Origin of the sequence: Hymenobacter elongatus, assembly GCF_004745955.1 — a bacterium.
Classification (GTDB): Bacteria; Bacteroidota; Bacteroidia; order Cytophagales; family Hymenobacteraceae; genus Hymenobacter; species Hymenobacter elongatus.
Genome location: NZ_SRLD01000003.1, coordinates 138,858 through 155,454, shown reverse-complemented (window position 1 = coordinate 155,454; position 16,597 = coordinate 138,858). Strand labels below are relative to the sequence as shown.

The 16,597-nt window shown below is 61.7% G+C and carries 13 protein-coding genes; 2 read left to right on the top strand and 11 right to left on the bottom strand.

Annotated elements, in window-relative coordinates:
- The 4 genes from E5J99_RS02945 to E5J99_RS02930 form a co-directional block, all read right to left on the bottom strand.
- Entirely contained in the window at positions 1–2,256 is a 2,256-nt protein-coding gene (locus tag E5J99_RS02945; protein ID WP_135496222.1) for a DUF4175 family protein, read from the bottom strand.
- On the bottom strand, positions 2,253–3,806 hold the full coding sequence (locus E5J99_RS02940; RefSeq protein ID WP_135496221.1) for a BatA domain-containing protein: 1,554 nt from the start codon (positions 3,804–3,806) through the stop codon (positions 2,253–2,255). Before E5J99_RS02940 ends, E5J99_RS02945 begins: the two co-directional genes overlap by 4 nt.
- 74 nt (positions 3,807–3,880) lie before the next feature.
- A complete protein-coding gene (locus tag E5J99_RS02935; protein ID WP_135496220.1) occupies positions 3,881–4,759 on the bottom strand; it encodes a DUF58 domain-containing protein in 879 nt (292 codons plus the stop codon).
- Between the two features lie 160 nt (positions 4,760–4,919).
- Positions 4,920–5,897 (bottom strand): AAA family ATPase, encoded by a 978-nt coding sequence (locus E5J99_RS02930; RefSeq protein WP_135496219.1) that lies wholly within the window; start codon positions 5,895–5,897, stop codon positions 4,920–4,922.
- Between the two features lie 186 nt (positions 5,898–6,083).
- On the opposite strand from E5J99_RS02930, the gene E5J99_RS02925 reads away from it, so the two are divergent.
- Positions 6,084–6,794, top strand: coding sequence for a hypothetical protein (locus tag E5J99_RS02925; protein WP_135496218.1), 711 nt, complete (start codon positions 6,084–6,086; stop codon positions 6,792–6,794).
- Positions 6,795–6,799: 5 nt separating this feature from the next.
- On the opposite strand, the gene E5J99_RS02920 is transcribed toward E5J99_RS02925, so the two are convergent.
- Complete coding sequence (locus E5J99_RS02920) at positions 6,800–7,423, bottom strand: DUF4159 domain-containing protein (RefSeq protein WP_135496217.1); 624 nt, start codon at positions 7,421–7,423, stop codon at positions 6,800–6,802.
- Positions 7,424–7,676: 253 nt separating this feature from the next.
- On the opposite strand from E5J99_RS02920, the gene E5J99_RS02915 reads away from it, so the two are divergent.
- Positions 7,677–8,306, top strand: coding sequence for a porin family protein (locus E5J99_RS02915; RefSeq protein WP_135496216.1), 630 nt, complete (start codon positions 7,677–7,679; stop codon positions 8,304–8,306).
- A 363-nt stretch (positions 8,307–8,669) separates the two neighbouring features.
- On the opposite strand, the gene E5J99_RS02910 is transcribed toward E5J99_RS02915, so the two are convergent.
- The 6 genes from E5J99_RS02910 to E5J99_RS02885 form a co-directional block, all read right to left on the bottom strand.
- Positions 8,670–9,095, bottom strand: coding sequence for a hypothetical protein (locus E5J99_RS02910; RefSeq protein ID WP_135496215.1), 426 nt, complete (start codon positions 9,093–9,095; stop codon positions 8,670–8,672).
- 301 nt (positions 9,096–9,396) lie between these two features.
- Complete coding sequence (locus E5J99_RS02905; RefSeq protein ID WP_135496214.1) at positions 9,397–9,936, bottom strand: hypothetical protein; 540 nt, start codon at positions 9,934–9,936, stop codon at positions 9,397–9,399.
- A gap of 433 nt (positions 9,937–10,369) precedes the next feature.
- Positions 10,370–11,695 (bottom strand): TldD/PmbA family protein, encoded by a 1,326-nt coding sequence (locus E5J99_RS02900; RefSeq protein WP_135496213.1) that lies wholly within the window; start codon positions 11,693–11,695, stop codon positions 10,370–10,372.
- 81 nt (positions 11,696–11,776) lie between these two features.
- Complete coding sequence (locus tag E5J99_RS02895; RefSeq protein WP_135496212.1) at positions 11,777–13,429, bottom strand: TldD/PmbA family protein; 1,653 nt, start codon at positions 13,427–13,429, stop codon at positions 11,777–11,779.
- A 162-nt stretch (positions 13,430–13,591) separates the two neighbouring features.
- A complete protein-coding gene (locus tag E5J99_RS02890) occupies positions 13,592–14,923 on the bottom strand; it encodes a TldD/PmbA family protein (protein ID WP_135496211.1) in 1,332 nt (443 codons plus the stop codon).
- Positions 14,924–14,939: 16 nt separating this feature from the next.
- A complete protein-coding gene (locus tag E5J99_RS02885; RefSeq protein WP_135496210.1) occupies positions 14,940–16,592 on the bottom strand; it encodes a TldD/PmbA family protein in 1,653 nt (550 codons plus the stop codon).
- Positions 16,593–16,597: the final 5 nt, after the last annotated feature.

The window sequence follows — 16,597 nt, the reverse complement described above, 5'->3', positions numbered from 1 at the left end:
TCACCGGCCCAGCTCCTGAAAGTACCGGCGGGCCAGTCGGTCGGGTCCGGTGGGGCGGCCAGGGTCAGCGGGCGGGGGCGGGAGCAGGTCAGTAAGCGCAGATTCTACTTTGGCAATGCACGACTGGCAGGGCCGCCGGCTGGCCCGCACATCGGTGGTCAGCTGGCGTAGGTCGCGCACGGCGGTCAGGTAGCGGCCGGGGTTGCGCAGGGCCGCCTGGGCGGTAGCGGGGCGGGCCTGGTCCAGGATAGCCGCATCGGCCGGCCGCACGGTGCCCCCCTGACGCAACACGGCCAGCAGGCGCAGGGCGGCCTGAATCGTGGGTTGGGTCGGCGGGGCGGCTACCTGCTGCTGGCGGCGCGGCGCGGCGGCCCCAGCCATTTCGCCGGTAAGACGGGTGGTAGCTTCAGGAATTATCGGTGGGGCAAAGCCCGACTTGCGCACGTACGCCCGGGTTTGCTGCTGCACCTGCTTTAGCAGCCGCAGGGCCCGGTATTCGTAGGGCAGGGCTTCGGCGGGCCGGGCGGTGCGCAGGCGCAGCTCCGCCTCCCACATCTGGCTCAGCACGCCGCGCAGCTTGGCCTTGACAGCAGGCTCCAGGAAGTCGGCGGTTTCGGAGTCGTCGTGGTGGTGCACGTAGGCATCGAGCAGCTGCGCGGCTTCGGCCGTGGGGCTGGCGTCGGCAGTGGCGGCTGCGCCATGGTCGTGGCCGGCTTCCTCGCCTTCCGCATGCTCCCCGGCCTCGTGATGGTCACCGTCGGTATCGGCTGCGGGTGGGCGGGGGGCGCTTTGGCCGATGCTCTGCTCAAACTCCTCGCCCAAAAACTTGCCGTAGCGCAGCCGCAGTACTTTCTGATCGTGGCCCAGGTCGTTAGCGCGGTCGGTGAAAGCGGTAGTCTCCAGCTGCCGCCGCTCGGCCACCAGCTTTTCGGTGTCGATGATAACCTGGCGCTGGCTGCGAAAGTAAGCCGGCACCACGTTCACGCCCATGGCCATGTCAGAGCCTGAGTCATCGACTGTCGTGTCTTCCCACTGCACTAAGTAGGTATCGGAGCGGGTGCTGTGGCGGGCGTTGTCCCAGGCCTGCACATAGAAATACACTTCGTCGCCGTAGGTGAGGCCCAGGGCGGGCAGCCGGAGCAAGTGGGTGAGGGAAACCTGCGTGGGCTGGCCGCGCAGGCTACCGTTCAGGTCGGTGGCTACTTCCCGGAATTTCACGGCCTCGCCCTGGCCCTGCGCCACGGTGGCTACCAGCCGGGCCGCAGTCAACCCATACTCATCGCCCAGCGCCAGACGCACGGCTACTTCCGGACGTTGGCCAAACTCAACCAGCGTGTACGGTTTCGGGCTCCGGATTTGAATAGTCGGCGGTCGGTCGGGCTGCACTTCCACCGCGTAGTCGTCGGAAGCCTGGCCATCAAATCGGATGCGGTAGAGCGTAGAAGCAGCAAAAGTATAGGAAGCGGTGAAGTGCAGCGGCTGGCCCGCTACGGGTCGAAACCTGAGCCGTTGCCGGCCAATTTCCAGCTGGGGCCGCCCGCTCGCCCGGGATACCCGCACCGTCCAGCGCACCTGAGAGCCTTGAGGGCAGCGAAACGAAGGCTCGGCCGCCGTAAAGCTTGGACGGCGTGTGTAGGCAGGCGGCACCACTCGGATACGGGTTTCGAGAATACGGGCCGGCGCGGCAGCTTTCTGACCAGTAGTGGGAACGGCCGGAAAATGCAAGGCTGCAGTCGGCGCGGTGCCGGGAGGTTGGGCCGGAGCCGTTGGGGGCCAAAGCCACACTCCGGCCAGCGTTAGTAGCGCCGCAATAGTGAGGTAAGTAGCCAGGGCAAAGCGCACCGGTAGCACTGGCCGAGGTTGGGACGTCAGGGCTAGTAAGCGCGTCGTAATGTGCTGCTGCTGCAAGTGCTCCAGCAGATTCAGCTGTTGCGCTGGGCGCAGCAGCAGCCCGGCGCTGTCTTCCAGCTCCGGAAAGCGCCGGTCGAGGTGGCGGGAAATGGTGGCCAGCGGCTCACGCCAGATTCTCCAGAGCAGCCCGGCTACCACTACCGTCCCCAGCAAGGCCACAAGCACCGACAGCATAAGCGGTAATTGTGGAAAACGTGCCTGTAGCAGCAGTAATAGACCCGCCAACGCCAGGGTTGGCACCAGCACAGCGGCCGTGCGGTGCCACCGGTACGTCTGGCGTACTTGGCGCAAAGTAGCCAGCCCCTCGGCGGCGGCAGTATGGGGCGTCGATAAGGTGGTGCTCATAGGGCCACGGCTTTAGCGGAAGAAATGCGCCCGGCCACCAGTCGCTCAATACCCCAGAGCAAAGCGGCGGCCAGCACTACCCAGATTCGTAAATCGGTGGCAGTAGACGCGGCCGGGACCATTGGGCGTTGGGTCGTGCGGCGCTGTTGGCGCAGTACCTGCGTGGGGTCGAGCTGGCGCTGGTCCTGCGCCTCGGGTGCGACTGCGCCATCGGGTTGCAGCAGTGACAGCCACAGCTGCGGTAAATCCGGACTGTCGCCCAGGCGGCTCCAGGCCGGGTGCAGGCGACTGTGAAACGTGTAGAAAACACCCCGGCCTAGTGCCCGCTGCGAAAGCACGGCGCGGCCATTAGTCGCCTGCCATAAAACGCTGTTGGGTTCCCGAACGGAAACGGTGTCGAGGCGGCTCAGTGGATAGTTTTGGCTAAGTGGGGCGACGGCAAAGCTGGTTTGGACAGCAATGCCGGGCGTATGCCCATTCTGCCAAAGCGTGAGCCCGGCGGCTACCCGCTGTTGCCAGAGAGTCGGCACGGGTGTATTGGCCAGCCAGCACAGCCAGTCCAGCTTTTGGGCCGCTGGCGGCGGAGTAGTCGTCACGGTAAGCTCCAGCGGTGTGGCCAGGCCCAGTGCTGCCGCCCGTAGCGCTGCTCGCAGGTAACGGGCATCCAGGGTATGGTCGACATCATAATACACCCATAGCCGCACCGGCTGAGTGCGAACGGGAATCCGCAGCGAATCGGGTGCTAGAGTTTGGATAGTAGCTTTTCCGGCCACTAAAGTGTAGCGCAATGGCGGCAATCCGGCAATGCCGGGCAGCCGCGCCGGGAGCTGCCAGGGTTTTGCCAGCGTATGGATGCTGGTATAGATGCCATCCTGGTTGCCATGCTGCACGACCAGGCGCAAGCTATCCGGCGTTATAAGGCTGGCTCCGGTCAGCCACGCGGCGGTGCCGGGGGGGAGGGGCACGGTTTGCCAGCTGATGTTGGCAGGCAGCGCCGGCCGGCCACCCCGAAAATGCCGCATTGCCGCCGAAGTGAATACTCGAACTGGCTGACCGGGAAAAGAGTCGGCGGCTTGGCTTACCCGTGTCCAGAAATTCTGTTGGGGCGCTACGATGGCAGCCGCTGCGGGCTGGTCGCGAAGCTGTTGCCAGAGCGTATCTGAAATCAGCGGAAAGCCCTGGCCAAGCTGGCGCAAGCCAAAGCCCCGGCGGCGGAGCGAGTCAATCGTAGGCCGCACAGCCGTGAGCGACGCCGATGTCAGTAGGTCCGGACTTATCAGAATTTGGCCGCGGCGGGGCGGCGGGGGCTGCTGCCATACCGGCCTGGCTACCGCTACCGCCAGTGTGGCAACCAGCAGCAGGCGCAAGAGCAGGAGCAACAGCTGTTCCAGCCGCAGGTTGCGCATGCGCCGGTTGGCGGCCACGGCCAGCCACCGAATGCTGCCCACCTGCACCGTGCGGCCCGGCCGCCGGTTCCATACATGAATAGCAATGGGTACCGCTACGCCCAGCAACGCCAGCAAACCGGAAGGAGCAAGAAACGTGAGCAACGCGGAGAAGAGTTAAAACGAAAAGGAAAGATACGGGCGGCGCGGGCGGGAAGCTGCCGCAAAGACACCGGCCACTAGAAAGAGGTGGCTTGGCGGCGGCGCAAAAATTCGCGCAGCGCCCCATCCAGCGGCTCCAGGATATTCAGCTGGTGGTAGTCGAAGCCCTGACGGCGGGCTGCCTGGGCGGTGGTGCGCAGCCATTCCTGCAACTGCTGCTGGTAGCTGGCGCGCTCCTGCTCGGCATTGAGCTGCACAGTCTGGCCCGATTCCAGATCTTCGAACGTGAGAGAACCCCGGTAGCTGAAGCGCAGCTCGTTGTCGGCCATCAGATGCAATAGCAGCACTTCGCCCGCCACGGCCCGCAAGCGCGTCAGCAGAGTGCTTATCTCGCTTTCTTCCTCATATAAGTCGCTCACGCAGACTGTGAGGGCGCGTTGCCGCCGCGCCAGCAGCGGGGCTAGCTGCCCGGCTTCGGGAAAGCGCCCCGTGCCGGCCGTGTTTTGCAGCGCCTGATACAGCCGGGGCAACTGGCGCGAGTCGGCGCGGGCCGGCAGATGCACCAAGCCTTGCGGGTGCAGAATGCTCAACGACACTGCATCGCCCTGCTGCTGGGCCAGGTAGGCCAGCGCCGCCAGCAGCAGCCGACCATACTCGAGCTTGGTCAGGCCGTTGTCGTCGCGGTGGTTCATGCTGGCACTGGCATCGAGCAGTAAATGCACCGTGAGGCTGGTATCGACCTCCGACTCGCGGATGTAGTAGCGGTCGGAGCGGGCGGCCAGGCGCCAGTCGAGGCGGCGCAGGTCGTCGCCGGGCTGGTAGGGGCGGTACTGACTGAACTCCATGCCCGGGCCCCGCCGCCGGCTCAGGTGCTGCCCGGCCAGAAAGCCTTCGGCTGCCTGTTTGGCCGCCAGCGGCAGGTTGTGGAGCGCATGCAGGAGTTCGGGGGAAAGCATGTTAAAATTGAGAATTCAAAAGTGAGAACTCAGCGTGTAGTTGAAAACTGATACAACAGCATCTCCGTCCTGCTCATCTGGCGTCCGCGCAGTTGAAGCAGGACAAGCTTCAGATACCGCCTAGTCTGTAGAGAGAAGGCTGAGCGTTGACAGCTCATTTCTATACCGGCACCGCCTTCAGCAATTCTGCCACGGCATCGTCGGGAGTGATGTTTTCGGCCTCGGCGTTGAAATTCAGCAGCACGCGGTGGCGCAGCACGGGCGGAGCCAGCGTCCGGATATCGTCCAGGGTGGCGGCAAAGCGGCCTTGCAGCAGCGCCCGAGCTTTGGCACACAAAATCAGGGCTTGCCCGGCGCGCGGCCCGGCTCCCCAGCGGCCGTATTCCTGAATAAACTTCACCGGCGACGTGGCCGGCCGCGTGGCCCGCACCAGCCGGTTCACGAAATCCAGCAGCTCGGGGCTCAGGCTTACCTGGCGCACCAGTTGCTGCAGTTGGCGGATGTCTTCGCCGCCCAGCACGGGCTTCACCTCGGCCCGGGCGGTGCCAGTGGTGCCGCTCAGCACGGCCAACTCTTCCTGCTCGGTGGGGTAGCCAATGCGGATGTACAGCAGAAAACGGTCGAGCTGGGCTTCCGGCAGCGGATAAGTGCCGCTTTGCTCAATCGGGTTTTGAGTGGCCAGTAGAAAGAACGGCTTGGGCAGCGCGTGTTCCTGGCCGGCATAGGTCACGTGGCCTTCCTGCATGGCTTCGAGCAGCGCGGCCTGGGTTTTGGGCGGCGTCCGGTTGATTTCATCGGCCAGCACGAGGCTGGCAAAAATCGGCCCCTGGTTGAACTTGAACGAGCGGTGACCGGTGCCGTGGTCTTCCTCCAGCACTTCGGTGCCCAGAATATCGGTCGGCATCAGGTCGGGGGTGAACTGGATGCGGCGGAAGGGCAGGTCGGTGGCGGCGGCCAGAGTACGTACGAGCAGCGTTTTGGCCAGGCCCGGTACGCCCTCCAGCAGGGCGTGGCCGCCAGCCAGCAGCGCCACCAATACCTCGTCGAGCACCTGCTGTTGGCCCACGATAATTTTGCCAATTTCTTCGCGGAGCGGGGGCAGCTTGGCCAGCAGCGCGTGAACGGTAGATTCAGTCAAGGAGAAAAGAAATGAAGCCGGGAGAAAAATCTGGGGTAAAGTCTGATTTTTTCGGGAATAGCTGCTTCCTGCCGCCGAATAGTACCGCTTGCCGCCGGAGATTAAAAGTCTGATCGTACTGGTTTCTGGGTTGGGGCAGCGGCCGCCGGCTCCTACATTTACCCTACTACTTACCCCTTACGTGCGATGTTGTTTGTCCTGAACTATGCTTTTCAGCTGCGGGCACCGAAGGCCCACGCAGTGCCCCGGTGGCTGGTGGCAGCCCTGCTGTGTGGTACGATATCGACAAACATATACGGACAAAGCCCGGAGCCCGCTGCTCCCGGCCGCCGCTCAAGCCCCGGCAACAACATCGTGCGGCTCGACCTGCTGTCGCCTTTGGGCTACAATATGGCTTACAACTTATTTGCCGACCACGGCTTCGTTTTTCCGGTGCTCGTGTCGTACGAGCGGCACCTGCGGGGGCGCTGGAGCGTGGGCACCGAGCTGCTGGTGAACGGCGGCGACCCAACCGACCGGCGCAGCGGCGCGAGCCTGATGGCGCGCTACTACCTGCTGCCCGCCCGCAAAACCGTCGGCTCCCTGGCGGGGCTCTACGTTTCACCCGTGCTGAACTATCGGGCCATGCGTACTACCGACGGCTATTTTGGCAGCACGCCCTCCATCGTGCGGGTTCAGCGAATCGGGCTTGGGGCGCTGCTGGGGTGGCAGGTGGCGCTCAACCGGAACCAGGCCCCGCGCTTCGTGCTGGATTTTGCCGGCGGCGTGCTCTACCGGGCCCGCCTGGGCGCCGACCACGTAGATGATCCGTATGGCTATTACACCGGGAGCGGGGTGCCGCGCCATCGAATTGGTATTGGGCCCGACGCCCGCATCGGCCTCGGCTACCAGTTCTGACCGCGCTACGCCGTGAGGGCGTACAGCAGAATATTGACCCCAAACTTGGTGTTGTCTTCGGCCAGGAAGCGCTTGTTGCGAAAATCGTAGTCCCACTCGCAGCCGTAATCTTTGTTGGAATACAGCACGCCCAGCTTACCGTTCACTTCTATGCCCTTCAGGTAGTCGTGCACCAGGTCATCGCCCCAGCCATTGAGCTCGAAAGACGTGGGCGGCGGGCCTTCCGGAAACTTGAAAAACTGCGAGTAGATAGCATGGTTTTTTGGGATTTTCTTCAGCGCCCCGGCCCCGAAGCACTGGCGCATCTGCTCCTCAAAAGATCGGGCAAACAGCCCGTCGATATCGTGGTTGCAGTCGTCGACAAATACGAAGCCGCCGTTGCGCACATACTGCGTGAAATTCTTCTTTTCGGCGGCCGAAAACTGCACCAGCCGGTGGCCGGAGAGGTAGCAGAACGGGTAGTTGAAAATCTCGGGGCTGTCGAGCGCCACGGCCTTTTCTTTCTGCGAAACGGGCACCGTGGTATACTGAATCAGAGAGTGCAGCAGGTTGGCGGGCATTCTTTCGTCCACGCCGTCCCAGTCGCCGGAGCGGTATTGGAGGCGCACGAAGGTGAATGGAACGGGCATGGGAGCTAAAAAAAAGCGGAGCAAGCAGAAAAGACGAGGCAAAGACAACAACCCGGCAACAAGGTGGCTTGGCCTGCGGTAAGTACCTTTGCAAGTACGCGGAAAGCCATGCAATGTAGCAGCCCGCGCACCGTTGCTAGCGTGGCCCGTGCCCACCGGCGCGCCGCTTTCCCGAAAAAGTTTGCGTACGTGGGGGTAAGCCCGCCGTTCGGCATCTTACCGCCAGTGCTTCACCTCTTGTGTCTTCCCCGTCATGAAACGATTTGCTGCTTTCTTGTTTTTCAGCGTCTGGTTTTGGCTGCCAGTCCATGCCCAGCTGGGTGTGAAAGGCGGCCTCAACGCGGCCGTGCTGCAAGGCACCGTCGGTACCGATGCCACCTACCAGATGTCGTACCACGCCGGGCTGCTCTACGAAATCAAGCTCATTGACCCGGTATTGTCCCTGCAGCCCGAAGTCCTGTATTCCCTGCAAGGCACCGAGCGCAAGTCGGATCTGGAAAACTACCGCACCAAGCTGCACTACGTGAACGTACCGCTGCTGCTCAAGCTCACGCTCGGACCGGTGTATGTGGAAGCGGGTCCGCAGGCGGGGCTGCTGATAAAGGCCCAGGACGACGGCGTGATGGTACTCTCGCAGGACGGCAGCACCGTGGTGTACGGGCCCACCAGCCGTGACTCGGCCCCCGACTACAAGCAGCTGGACCTGGGCGCGTGCGTAGGAGCCGGCCTGAAGCTGCCGCTGGGTTTTGCCCTGGGTGCCCGGTTCAATGCCGGCCTCAACGACATCAACGACGTGAAAAGTGTAACGGGCGTTAATGACCAGAAGCTCTACAACCGTGTGTTTCAGGCCTACCTCAGCTTTCAGCTGCCCGAAACCAACTGAGCGCACTGCGCCAGTCAGCGGCCGCAGTTCCAGCCATTGGTTGCCGACAACCTACAGCGGCACTACTAAGCCTGCGGCTACCTTGCTATCAAAATCTGTCAGCGAAAACGAACATTAAGACTATAGTTTTATCTGCGTGCCAGGTAAATTATTGCCATTCAGCAAGCTAACTGGGTAAAGTGCACGGTTATGCGGTCGGGTCGGAGGTTTTTTTCTATTTGTTCAACAACACCCAACGAAGCAGTAGAGATGCTTCGACTGCGCGGACGCCAGAGCAAGCATGACCGTTTTTAACAACATAAACAGGCGCTAAGAAAAAGCCCCGTACTCCGACAGGAGTACGGGGCTTTTTCTTAGCGCCTATTAAAAAGAAGGTTTTTGGAATAGCGTGCCGCGTTTGCGGTTGTTCAGGTCGGGCGTGCCGCACCACTGTCTGACGTCCTGCAGGCAGGTAATGGTGGCGTGAGCGTCGCCTGGGCCGCCATCTTTGGTAATTGTTGCGCCTCGGATATACCCAATAGTGATTACCTGGCCCTCAAACTGCATGGGCTCATACGCCTCCCAGGTTGCACCGTTGGGGCGCAGCCGCGTGCCATCGGCCAACTCCAGCGTCGTGTGCTCGGTGAGACAAATACCGGTTTTGGCGGGGCATAGGCGCACGGTGGCAGCCGTGTCGCAGGTCTCCGCTGGTACAACAGCTTCTTTTTCGGAGCAGCCAGCCAGGCCGAGTGTGGCCAGCAAGCTCACGCTGGCCATAAGGTGACGAGCAGGAGTACGGTTCAGACGCATAATAAAGGAAGGTAAAGTGGCTTAAACAATGACTAAATGGCCGACCTGACTCCTCCGCGTTTTCGAAAAACGATGCTAGCCAACCGGGGTGTAGTAAGGAGCTTCGGCATGGCGTCAATGGTTGCAGCGCTTCCATTTTAATTTACTGCCCGCCGCCTCACCAACAGATTTCCAAACGCACATTGCCTCCGCCGGAGCAGTGAAGTCAGTAAATCGGAGGTAGACAACGCCGCGCCGGCGCGGCCGGCACGATGCTCCTGCTCCACCGTGTCTCAGGCCCGGCCGCAACACATAGCGCGCGTTATTTGGCGGTTTCGGGCTGCGCTTTGCTCGTTATAAAATTATTGTAGCGCTGCACTATACGAACCATATCACCGTATCGGTAGCCCTCGGCACCAGCCGCAATAGGGCCGCTAAGAGCGGGGCAATCGGCTGTGAAGCCGCTCATTTGGGTGCGGAAAGCCGACCGAGACACGGGCATCAATGGACCAGGAGCGCGGCGCACAAACCACAGGTTGCGCTCGATGGCAGAGCCACCCAAAACGGCCGCCCCGGCCACCAGGCTCAGCACGGGCACCATGGTCAGCAAAGGTACGTTATCGGCTGCCGTGCCGCTCATCACAAACAGCTGTACCGGACCCTCCAGGGCCCGCAACGCCAGCACATCCGCCCGCCCCGACTCGCGCATGTTTTCGTGATAATGCCCCCGAATGGTGGCGCTCCGTAGCTTATCCACTTTGATATACTGCATTTTGGGAAAGGGCCGCACTTCCGGATTGCTGCGGAAGTAGCCGATTGTTTCCTGAAAACCGATGCAGTCGACGGGGAAATAAGCGAGCACGAAGCGGCCATCGGTGGTGTATACCTCGGCAAGGCCATGCCGGGCGGTGGGGCCGGTATCGCGCCACCGCAGAGTATCGGGAGCCGGCGCGGTGCCTTGCTGGGCCCAGCATCAGATGGGCGCTAGTAGCAGACTGCTAAGGATAGTGAATCTCATTTTCTACACGGACAGCAGGATTGAACAGCTAGCAAGTTAGAGTGGTTTTGGATTCAGTGTACGAGGTAGCAGTAGCGCGAACTTTGTAGTTCGCGTCCCCGCGCCGTTCGCAGTCGTTCTATCGGCGCGGCGACGCGAACTACAAAGTTCGCGCTACTGGCCATTGACCCCGAAACCGCTTTAAAACCAGTTTGGAAGAGGGTTACAACAGCTCCATAACCAAAACACCTTGCCCGGCATGACCAGGCAAGGTGTTTGGAGGTACCGCAGCGTGTTGTTACACCGCGTCGGAGAGGCTGGTGAAGGTGAAGTCGCGAATCTTGAGTGGTGGCACCAGGTTACCGCCCAGGCGTTGCGGCTTGCCAATGGCCTCCACATTGTTGAGCATGATGATGGGCGACTCGTTGAAGCGCATGTTCTTGATGGGGTGCTTGATCTTGCCGTTCTCGATGTAGAACGTGCCGTCGCGCGTGAGGCCCGTCAGCAGTAGGCTTTGCGGGTCCACGTCGCGGATGTACCACAGGCGCGTGACCAGAATGCCTCTAGCCGTACTCTTAATCATGTCCTGCACCGATTGGGTGCCGCCCTCCATGATGAAGCCGCTGGGGAAAGCCGTAGCGGCTTTCTTGTTCTTCTCGGCCCAGAAGCGCGAGTAGTACATGTTCTTCACCACGCCCTTCTCAATCCAGGCCATGCGTTTCACCGGCAGCCCGTCGCCGTCAAACACGTCGCCGGGTGCCTGGGCGTTGAGCGGATCGGAGTAGATGGTAACGCGCTCATCGAACAGGCGTTGGCCGAGTTGGTTGCCGCCGCCTTTCTTGCTCAGGAACGAGCGGCCCTCGTCGGCTTCGCGCGCGTCGAGGGCATACATGAGCCGGTTGAACATGCCCTCGTCGGATACCAGCGCGGCTGGTTCCAGAATGACGGTGTACTTGCCCGGCTCAATGGCTTTGGCACCAATGGAGCCGGCGGCTTTGTCGGCAGCTACTTTGGTTAGGGCCTTGGCGTCGAGCTGGGCCACGTCGGTGTAGTCGGCCACGGCGTAGCCCGAGCCAGTGCCGTCGGGTGTGCGTACCGTCACCGAGAAGTCGAGCGTCGTCGATTGCTGGAAAGCTTCCAGGCCCTTGCTGTTGCGCATAGCCGTGAAGCGGGTGCCGTCTTCGAGGTAGCCGGCGGCGCTCAGCTTGCGGCCTTCGCAGTGGGCAATGCTGTCGGCGGCCACGCGGGCCCGCACATCGGGCGAAATAGCGGCCGTGGCGGGTGCAAACGTGGTCGGCGACAGATACTGCTGCGGGCCCAGCAGCGGCAGGTATTCGGGGTCTTCGGGAGCCAGGCGCGCAATTTCTTCGGCCCGCTGCACACAGCGGCGCAGCGTTTCGTCGTCGAACTGGTTGCAGGTGGCCACGCCCGAGCGTTTGCCAAAGCGTGACTGCACCACGAGGGAAATGTTGTCGGAGCCGCCGGCGGTGCTAACGGCATTGCGGGCGTAGCGGATGTTGCCGCGGGTACGGCCGTTCAGGGCCGCTTCGCATTCATCGGCCTTACTGAAGCTCAAGACCTTTGTAAGAATGGCCTGGGCTTCGTCGCGAGATAAAAGTGCCATATAAGAGAGGGAAGTCGGGAGGGAAGGATTGCGGGAAAGGCCCGGCATCCCCTCCTTCCATAAGGAGGGGCGCCTGCCGTTCTAGCCGACTTTGCGGGCGGTGTTGATGACGTTGACGCCGTTGAAGCGCGTGGTGGCTGAGCCGTGGCTCACGGCCGAGCTTTGCGAGGGTTGGCCCTTGCCGTCGTTGAAGAAGCCCGCGAAACGGTAGTCTGATTCGTCGCAGGTAGCGGCGCAGGAGTTCCAGAACTCCTGCGTGTTGGCCTGGTAGGCCACGTCTTCGAGCATACCCGTAATCTTGCCTTTCTCGATGGCGTAAAACACCTGCCCGCCAAACTGAAAGTTGTAGCGTTGCTGGTCGATGGAGAACGAGCCGTTGCCGGCAATGTAAATGCCTTTGTCCACGTCCTTGATCAGCTCATCGACCGACATCTTGGTCTTGCTCGGCTGCAAGCTCACGTTGGGCATGCGCTGAAACTGCACGTCCTGCCACGACTGGGCATAGCAGCAGCCGTCCGATTCGTTCTGGCCCACAATGTGTGCCTGGTCGCGAATCTTCTCGTAATCCACCAGAATACCGTCTTTAATCAACGCCCACTGCTTGGTTTTCACGCCCTCGTCGTCGTAGCCCACGGCACCCAGCGAACCGGGCTGCAGCTTGTCGGCCACGATGTTCACGGCCTTCGAGCCGTAGGGTTTGCCTTGCTTTTTCCACTCCAGGGTAGCGAAGGAGGTGCCGGCAAAGTTGGCTTCGTAGCCCAGCACGCGGTCCAGCTCCAGCGGATGGCCCACCGATTCGTGGATGGTGAGGCCCAAGTGGTGCGGATCGAGCACGAGGTCGTACTTGCCCGGCGTCACTGATTTCGCGGTAAGCTTTTCCTTGGCCTGCTTGGCAGCGCGGGCCGCGTCTTCCAGAATGTCGTAGCTGTTCTTGTAGCCCACCACATCGGAACCAGCGGGCCCCATTACTTTGTCGGCCGCTTTTGGCGTGAGGTACTCGTAGCCGAGGCCCATCGGCGCGCTCAGCGCCTGCCGCGTCCGGAACTTGCCCGAGGTGCGGTCGATGGCCGTGACGCCAAACGTGGGCCAGATGCGGTGAATATCCTGGTCGATGTAGGAGCCGTCGGTGGAGGCGAAGTACTTCTGCTCGTTTACCTGAAACAGGGCTGAGTTCACGAAATTAGCACCATTTTCCAAGGCCTTGGCATTGGCGGCCAACAGGACATCAACCTTTTGAGCAATGGGCACCTCAAAAGCGTTCTGCTGAATCGGGGCTTTCCACGATACCTCACCGTAGCCTTTTTGCGGGGCCAGTTTCACCGGCTCCTTCTGCACTTTTGAGTTCGCCTTGGCAATTTGCACGGCCAGCTGCGCCGCCTTGGCAATACCGGCTTCCGTCACGGTGTTGGTGGCCGCAAAACCCCAGGTGCCGTTGGCAATAACGCGCACACCAACCCCAAAACTTTCGCTGCTGACAATATTTTGCACCTGCTTTTCGCGGGTGAAAATGCTCTGGTTCAAATAGCGGCCGATGCGCACATCGGCGTAGGAGGCGCCGGCCGATTTGGCCGCGTTGAGCGCGGCGTCGGCCAGGCGTTTGTTCACGGCCGCGTCCATCACCGGCTCCAACAGGCGCGAAGGATCAACGGGCATGCCGCCGAAACTGGGAAAAGAAGGCAGAAACAGGGCACCGGCGGCGAGGCCGGTCAGCCCTACAAAGTCGCGTCGTTTCAAGAGGGTAATGGTTTTGAAATGAGGGGAGGGCTATGGCTTGGGGCAAGCGCCGCAGCGGGCGAAGTGGTCAGCCGAAACCGAGGAATCGATGAACGGCCAGAACGCAGTAAATCATGTAATAGAAAGCCCGCCCGGGTTACCGGACGGGCTGACTACAGCGGCTTATACCGCGTCGGAGAGGCTGGTGAAGGTGAAGTCGCGAATCTTGAGCGGCGGCACCAGGTTACCGCCCAGGCGCTGGGGCCGGCCAATGGCTTCGAGGTTGTTGAGCATGATGATGGGCGACTCGTTGAAACGGAAGTTCTTGATCGGGTGCTTGATCTTGCCGTTCTCGATGTAGAACGTCCCGTCGCGCGTCAGGCCGGTGTAAAGCAGCGTTTGCGGATCGACGGGGCGGATGTACCACAGGCGCGTCACCAGAATGCCTTTAGCCGTGCTCTTGATCATGTCCTGCGTCGACTGGGTGCCGCCCTCCATGATGAACGCGCCAGGGTTTGGAATGTCGGCAATGCCCGATTTCTGGGCCCAGAAGCGCGAGCTGTACATATTTTTCACCACGCCCTTCTCAATCCAGGTTACCTTCTGGCGCGGGCGGCCGTCGCCGGCAAATGCCGGCACCGGCACCTCGGCGTGCGTGGGGTCGGAGTAAATGGTTACGCGCGGGTCGAACAGCTTCTCGCCCTTGCGGTTGCCGCCGCCCTTCTTGCTCAGAAACGAGCGGCCTTCGTCGGCGTTGCGGGCGTCGAACGACTGCATGAGCGCGCCCAGCAGCGAGGCGTCGGTGTTCGATACCAGCGCGGCTGGCTCCAGAATCACGGTGTACTTGCCCGGCTCAATGGCCTTGGCCGCCACCGAACCGGCGGCTTTGTCGGCCGCAATCTGGGTGAGCTTGGCCGCGTCGAACTTGCTGATGTCGGTGAAATCGGTGGTGGCGTAGCCCGAGCCGGTGCCGTCGGGCGTGCGCACCGTTACCGAGAAGTCCATGTTGGTGGACTGCTGGTAGGCCTCGAGGCCCTTGGAGTTGCGTTTGGCCACGAAGCCCGTGGTGTCCTGCAGAAAGGCGGCCGACGATAGTTTTCTCTTGTCGCAGAGGTCGATGCTGGCCCCGGCTTGCTTGGCGCGGAAGTCGGGCGTGATGCCGGCCGTGTTCTGAGCGTAAGCGTTCGAGGTCAGGTATTGCTGCGGACCCAGGAAGGGCATGTACTCGGGGCTCTCGGGGGCGAGGCGCGCAATTTCCTCGGCCCGCTGTACGGTGCGGCGCAAGGTGGCCTCGTCGAACTCGTTGCAGGTGGCCACGCCCGAGCGTTTGCCGAAGCGCGACTCCACGGCCAAGGATACGTTGTCGGCCGCGCCGCTGGTGCTCACCATGTTGCGAGCCGTGCGGATGTTGCCGCCGTTTTGGCCGTTGAGCGTTACTTCGCACTCGTCGGCTTTGCTGAAGCTTAATACCTTTTTAAGAATGGTATTCGCGTCGTCTTTGGAAAGGATTGCCATTGGTAGGGTTGTGCGGTTAGCCGACTTTGCGGGCGGTGTTGATGACGTTGACGCCATTGAAACGAGTGTGAGCTGAGCCGTGGCTCACGGCCGAAACCTGGCTGGGCTGGCCCTTGCCGTCGAAGAAAGAGCCGAACAGGCGGTAGTCCGACTCGTCGCAGATGGCGGCGCAGGAGTTCCAGAACTCTTGCGTATTGGCCTGGTAGGCCACGTCTTCGAGCATGCCCGCAATCTTGCCTTTCTCAATGGCGTAGTACACCGTGCCGCCAAACTGGAAGTTGTAGCGCTGCTGGTCGATGGAGAACGAGCCGCGGCCGGCAATGTAAATGCCTTTGTCCACGTTCTTGATCATGTCGTCCACGCTCATCTTCTGCGTGCCGGGCTTCAGGCTGATGTTGGCCATGCGCTGAAACTGCACGTCCTGCCACGACTGCGAGTAGCTGCACCCATCCGATTCGTTCTGGCCCACGATGTGCGCCTGGTCGCGGGTTTTCTGGTAATCCACCAGCACGCCGTCTTTAATAATGTTCCACTCTTTGGTTTTTACGCCCTCGTCGTCGTAGCCCACGGCACCCAGCGAACCGGGCTGCAGCTTGTCGGCCACGATGTTCACGACCTTCGAGCCGTAGGGCTTGTTCTGCTTTTTCCAGTCGAGCGTAGCGAAGGAAGTACCGGCATAGTTGGCTTCGTAGCCCAGCACGCGGTCCAGCTCCGTGGCGTGGCCCACCGATTCGTGAATGGTGAGGCCCAGGTGGTTGGGGTCGAGCACGAGGTCGTACTTGCCCGGCGTCACTGATTTCGCGGTAAGCTTTTCCTTGGTCTGTTTGGCGGCCAGCGCGGCGTCTTCCAGAATGTCGTAGCTGTTTTTGTAGCCGATGAGACCGGTACCCGCCGGCCCGGCAATCTTATCGGCGGCTTTGGGCACCATGTACTCGTAGCCGAGGCCCATGGGGGCACTCAGGGCTTCACGCGTCCGGAACTTGCCCGAGGCGCGGTCGATGGCCGTGACGCCAAACGTGGGCCAGATGCGGTGAATATCCTGGTCGATGTAGGAGCCGTCGGTGGAGGCGAAGTACTTCTGCTCGTTGATCTGGAACAGGGCCGAGTTCACGAAGTTAGCGCCGTTGTCGAGGGCTTTGGCGTTGGCGGCCAGCAGCAACTCTACTTTCTGGGCAATGGGCACCTCGAAGGCGTTTTGCTGAATAGGCGTCTTCCAGGTCACGTCGCCGTAGCCTTTTTGCGGGGCCAGTTTCACTGGCTCCTTCTGCACTTTCGAGTTAGCCTTGGCAATCTGTACCGCCGTTTGGGCAGCTTTAACCAAGCCAGCTTCCGTTACGGTGTTGGTGGCGGCAAAACCCCAGGTGCCATTGGCCAGCACCCGTACGCCCGCGCCATAACTCTCGCCGCTGGCAATGTTCTGCACCTGCTTTTCGCGGGTGAAGATGCTCTGGTTGAGGTAGCGCCCGATGCGCACGTCGGCGTAGGAGGCGCCGGCTGATTTGGCTGCGTTCATGGCCGCATCGGCCAGGCGTTTGTTCACGGCCGCGTCCATCATCGGCTCCAACAGGCGCGCCGGGTCGACCAGCGTGCCGCCGAAGCCGGGAAAATTCGGCAGGAACAGGGCGCCAGCGGCGAGGCTGGTCAGCCCTACAAATTCACGTCGTTTCAAGAGGG

Coding starts and splice junctions, on each gene's coding strand:
- E5J99_RS02915 (WP_135496216.1), top strand. CDS start 7,677: ATGAAACGATTTGCTGCTTTCTTGTTTTTCAGCGTCTGGTTTTGGCTG.
- E5J99_RS02900 (WP_135496213.1), bottom strand. CDS start 11,695: ATGGCACTTTTATCTCGCGACGAAGCCCAGGCCATTCTTACAAAGGTC.
- E5J99_RS02910 (WP_135496215.1), bottom strand. CDS start 9,095: ATGCGTCTGAACCGTACTCCTGCTCGTCACCTTATGGCCAGCGTGAGC.
- E5J99_RS02945 (WP_135496222.1), bottom strand. CDS start 2,256: ATGAGCACCACCTTATCGACGCCCCATACTGCCGCCGCCGAGGGGCTG.
- E5J99_RS02890 (WP_135496211.1), bottom strand. CDS start 14,923: ATGGCAATCCTTTCCAAAGACGACGCGAATACCATTCTTAAAAAGGTA.
- E5J99_RS02920 (WP_135496217.1), bottom strand. CDS start 7,423: ATGCCCGTTCCATTCACCTTCGTGCGCCTCCAATACCGCTCCGGCGAC.
- E5J99_RS02925 (WP_135496218.1), top strand. CDS start 6,084: ATGTTGTTTGTCCTGAACTATGCTTTTCAGCTGCGGGCACCGAAGGCC.
- E5J99_RS02935 (WP_135496220.1), bottom strand. CDS start 4,759: ATGCTTTCCCCCGAACTCCTGCATGCGCTCCACAACCTGCCGCTGGCG.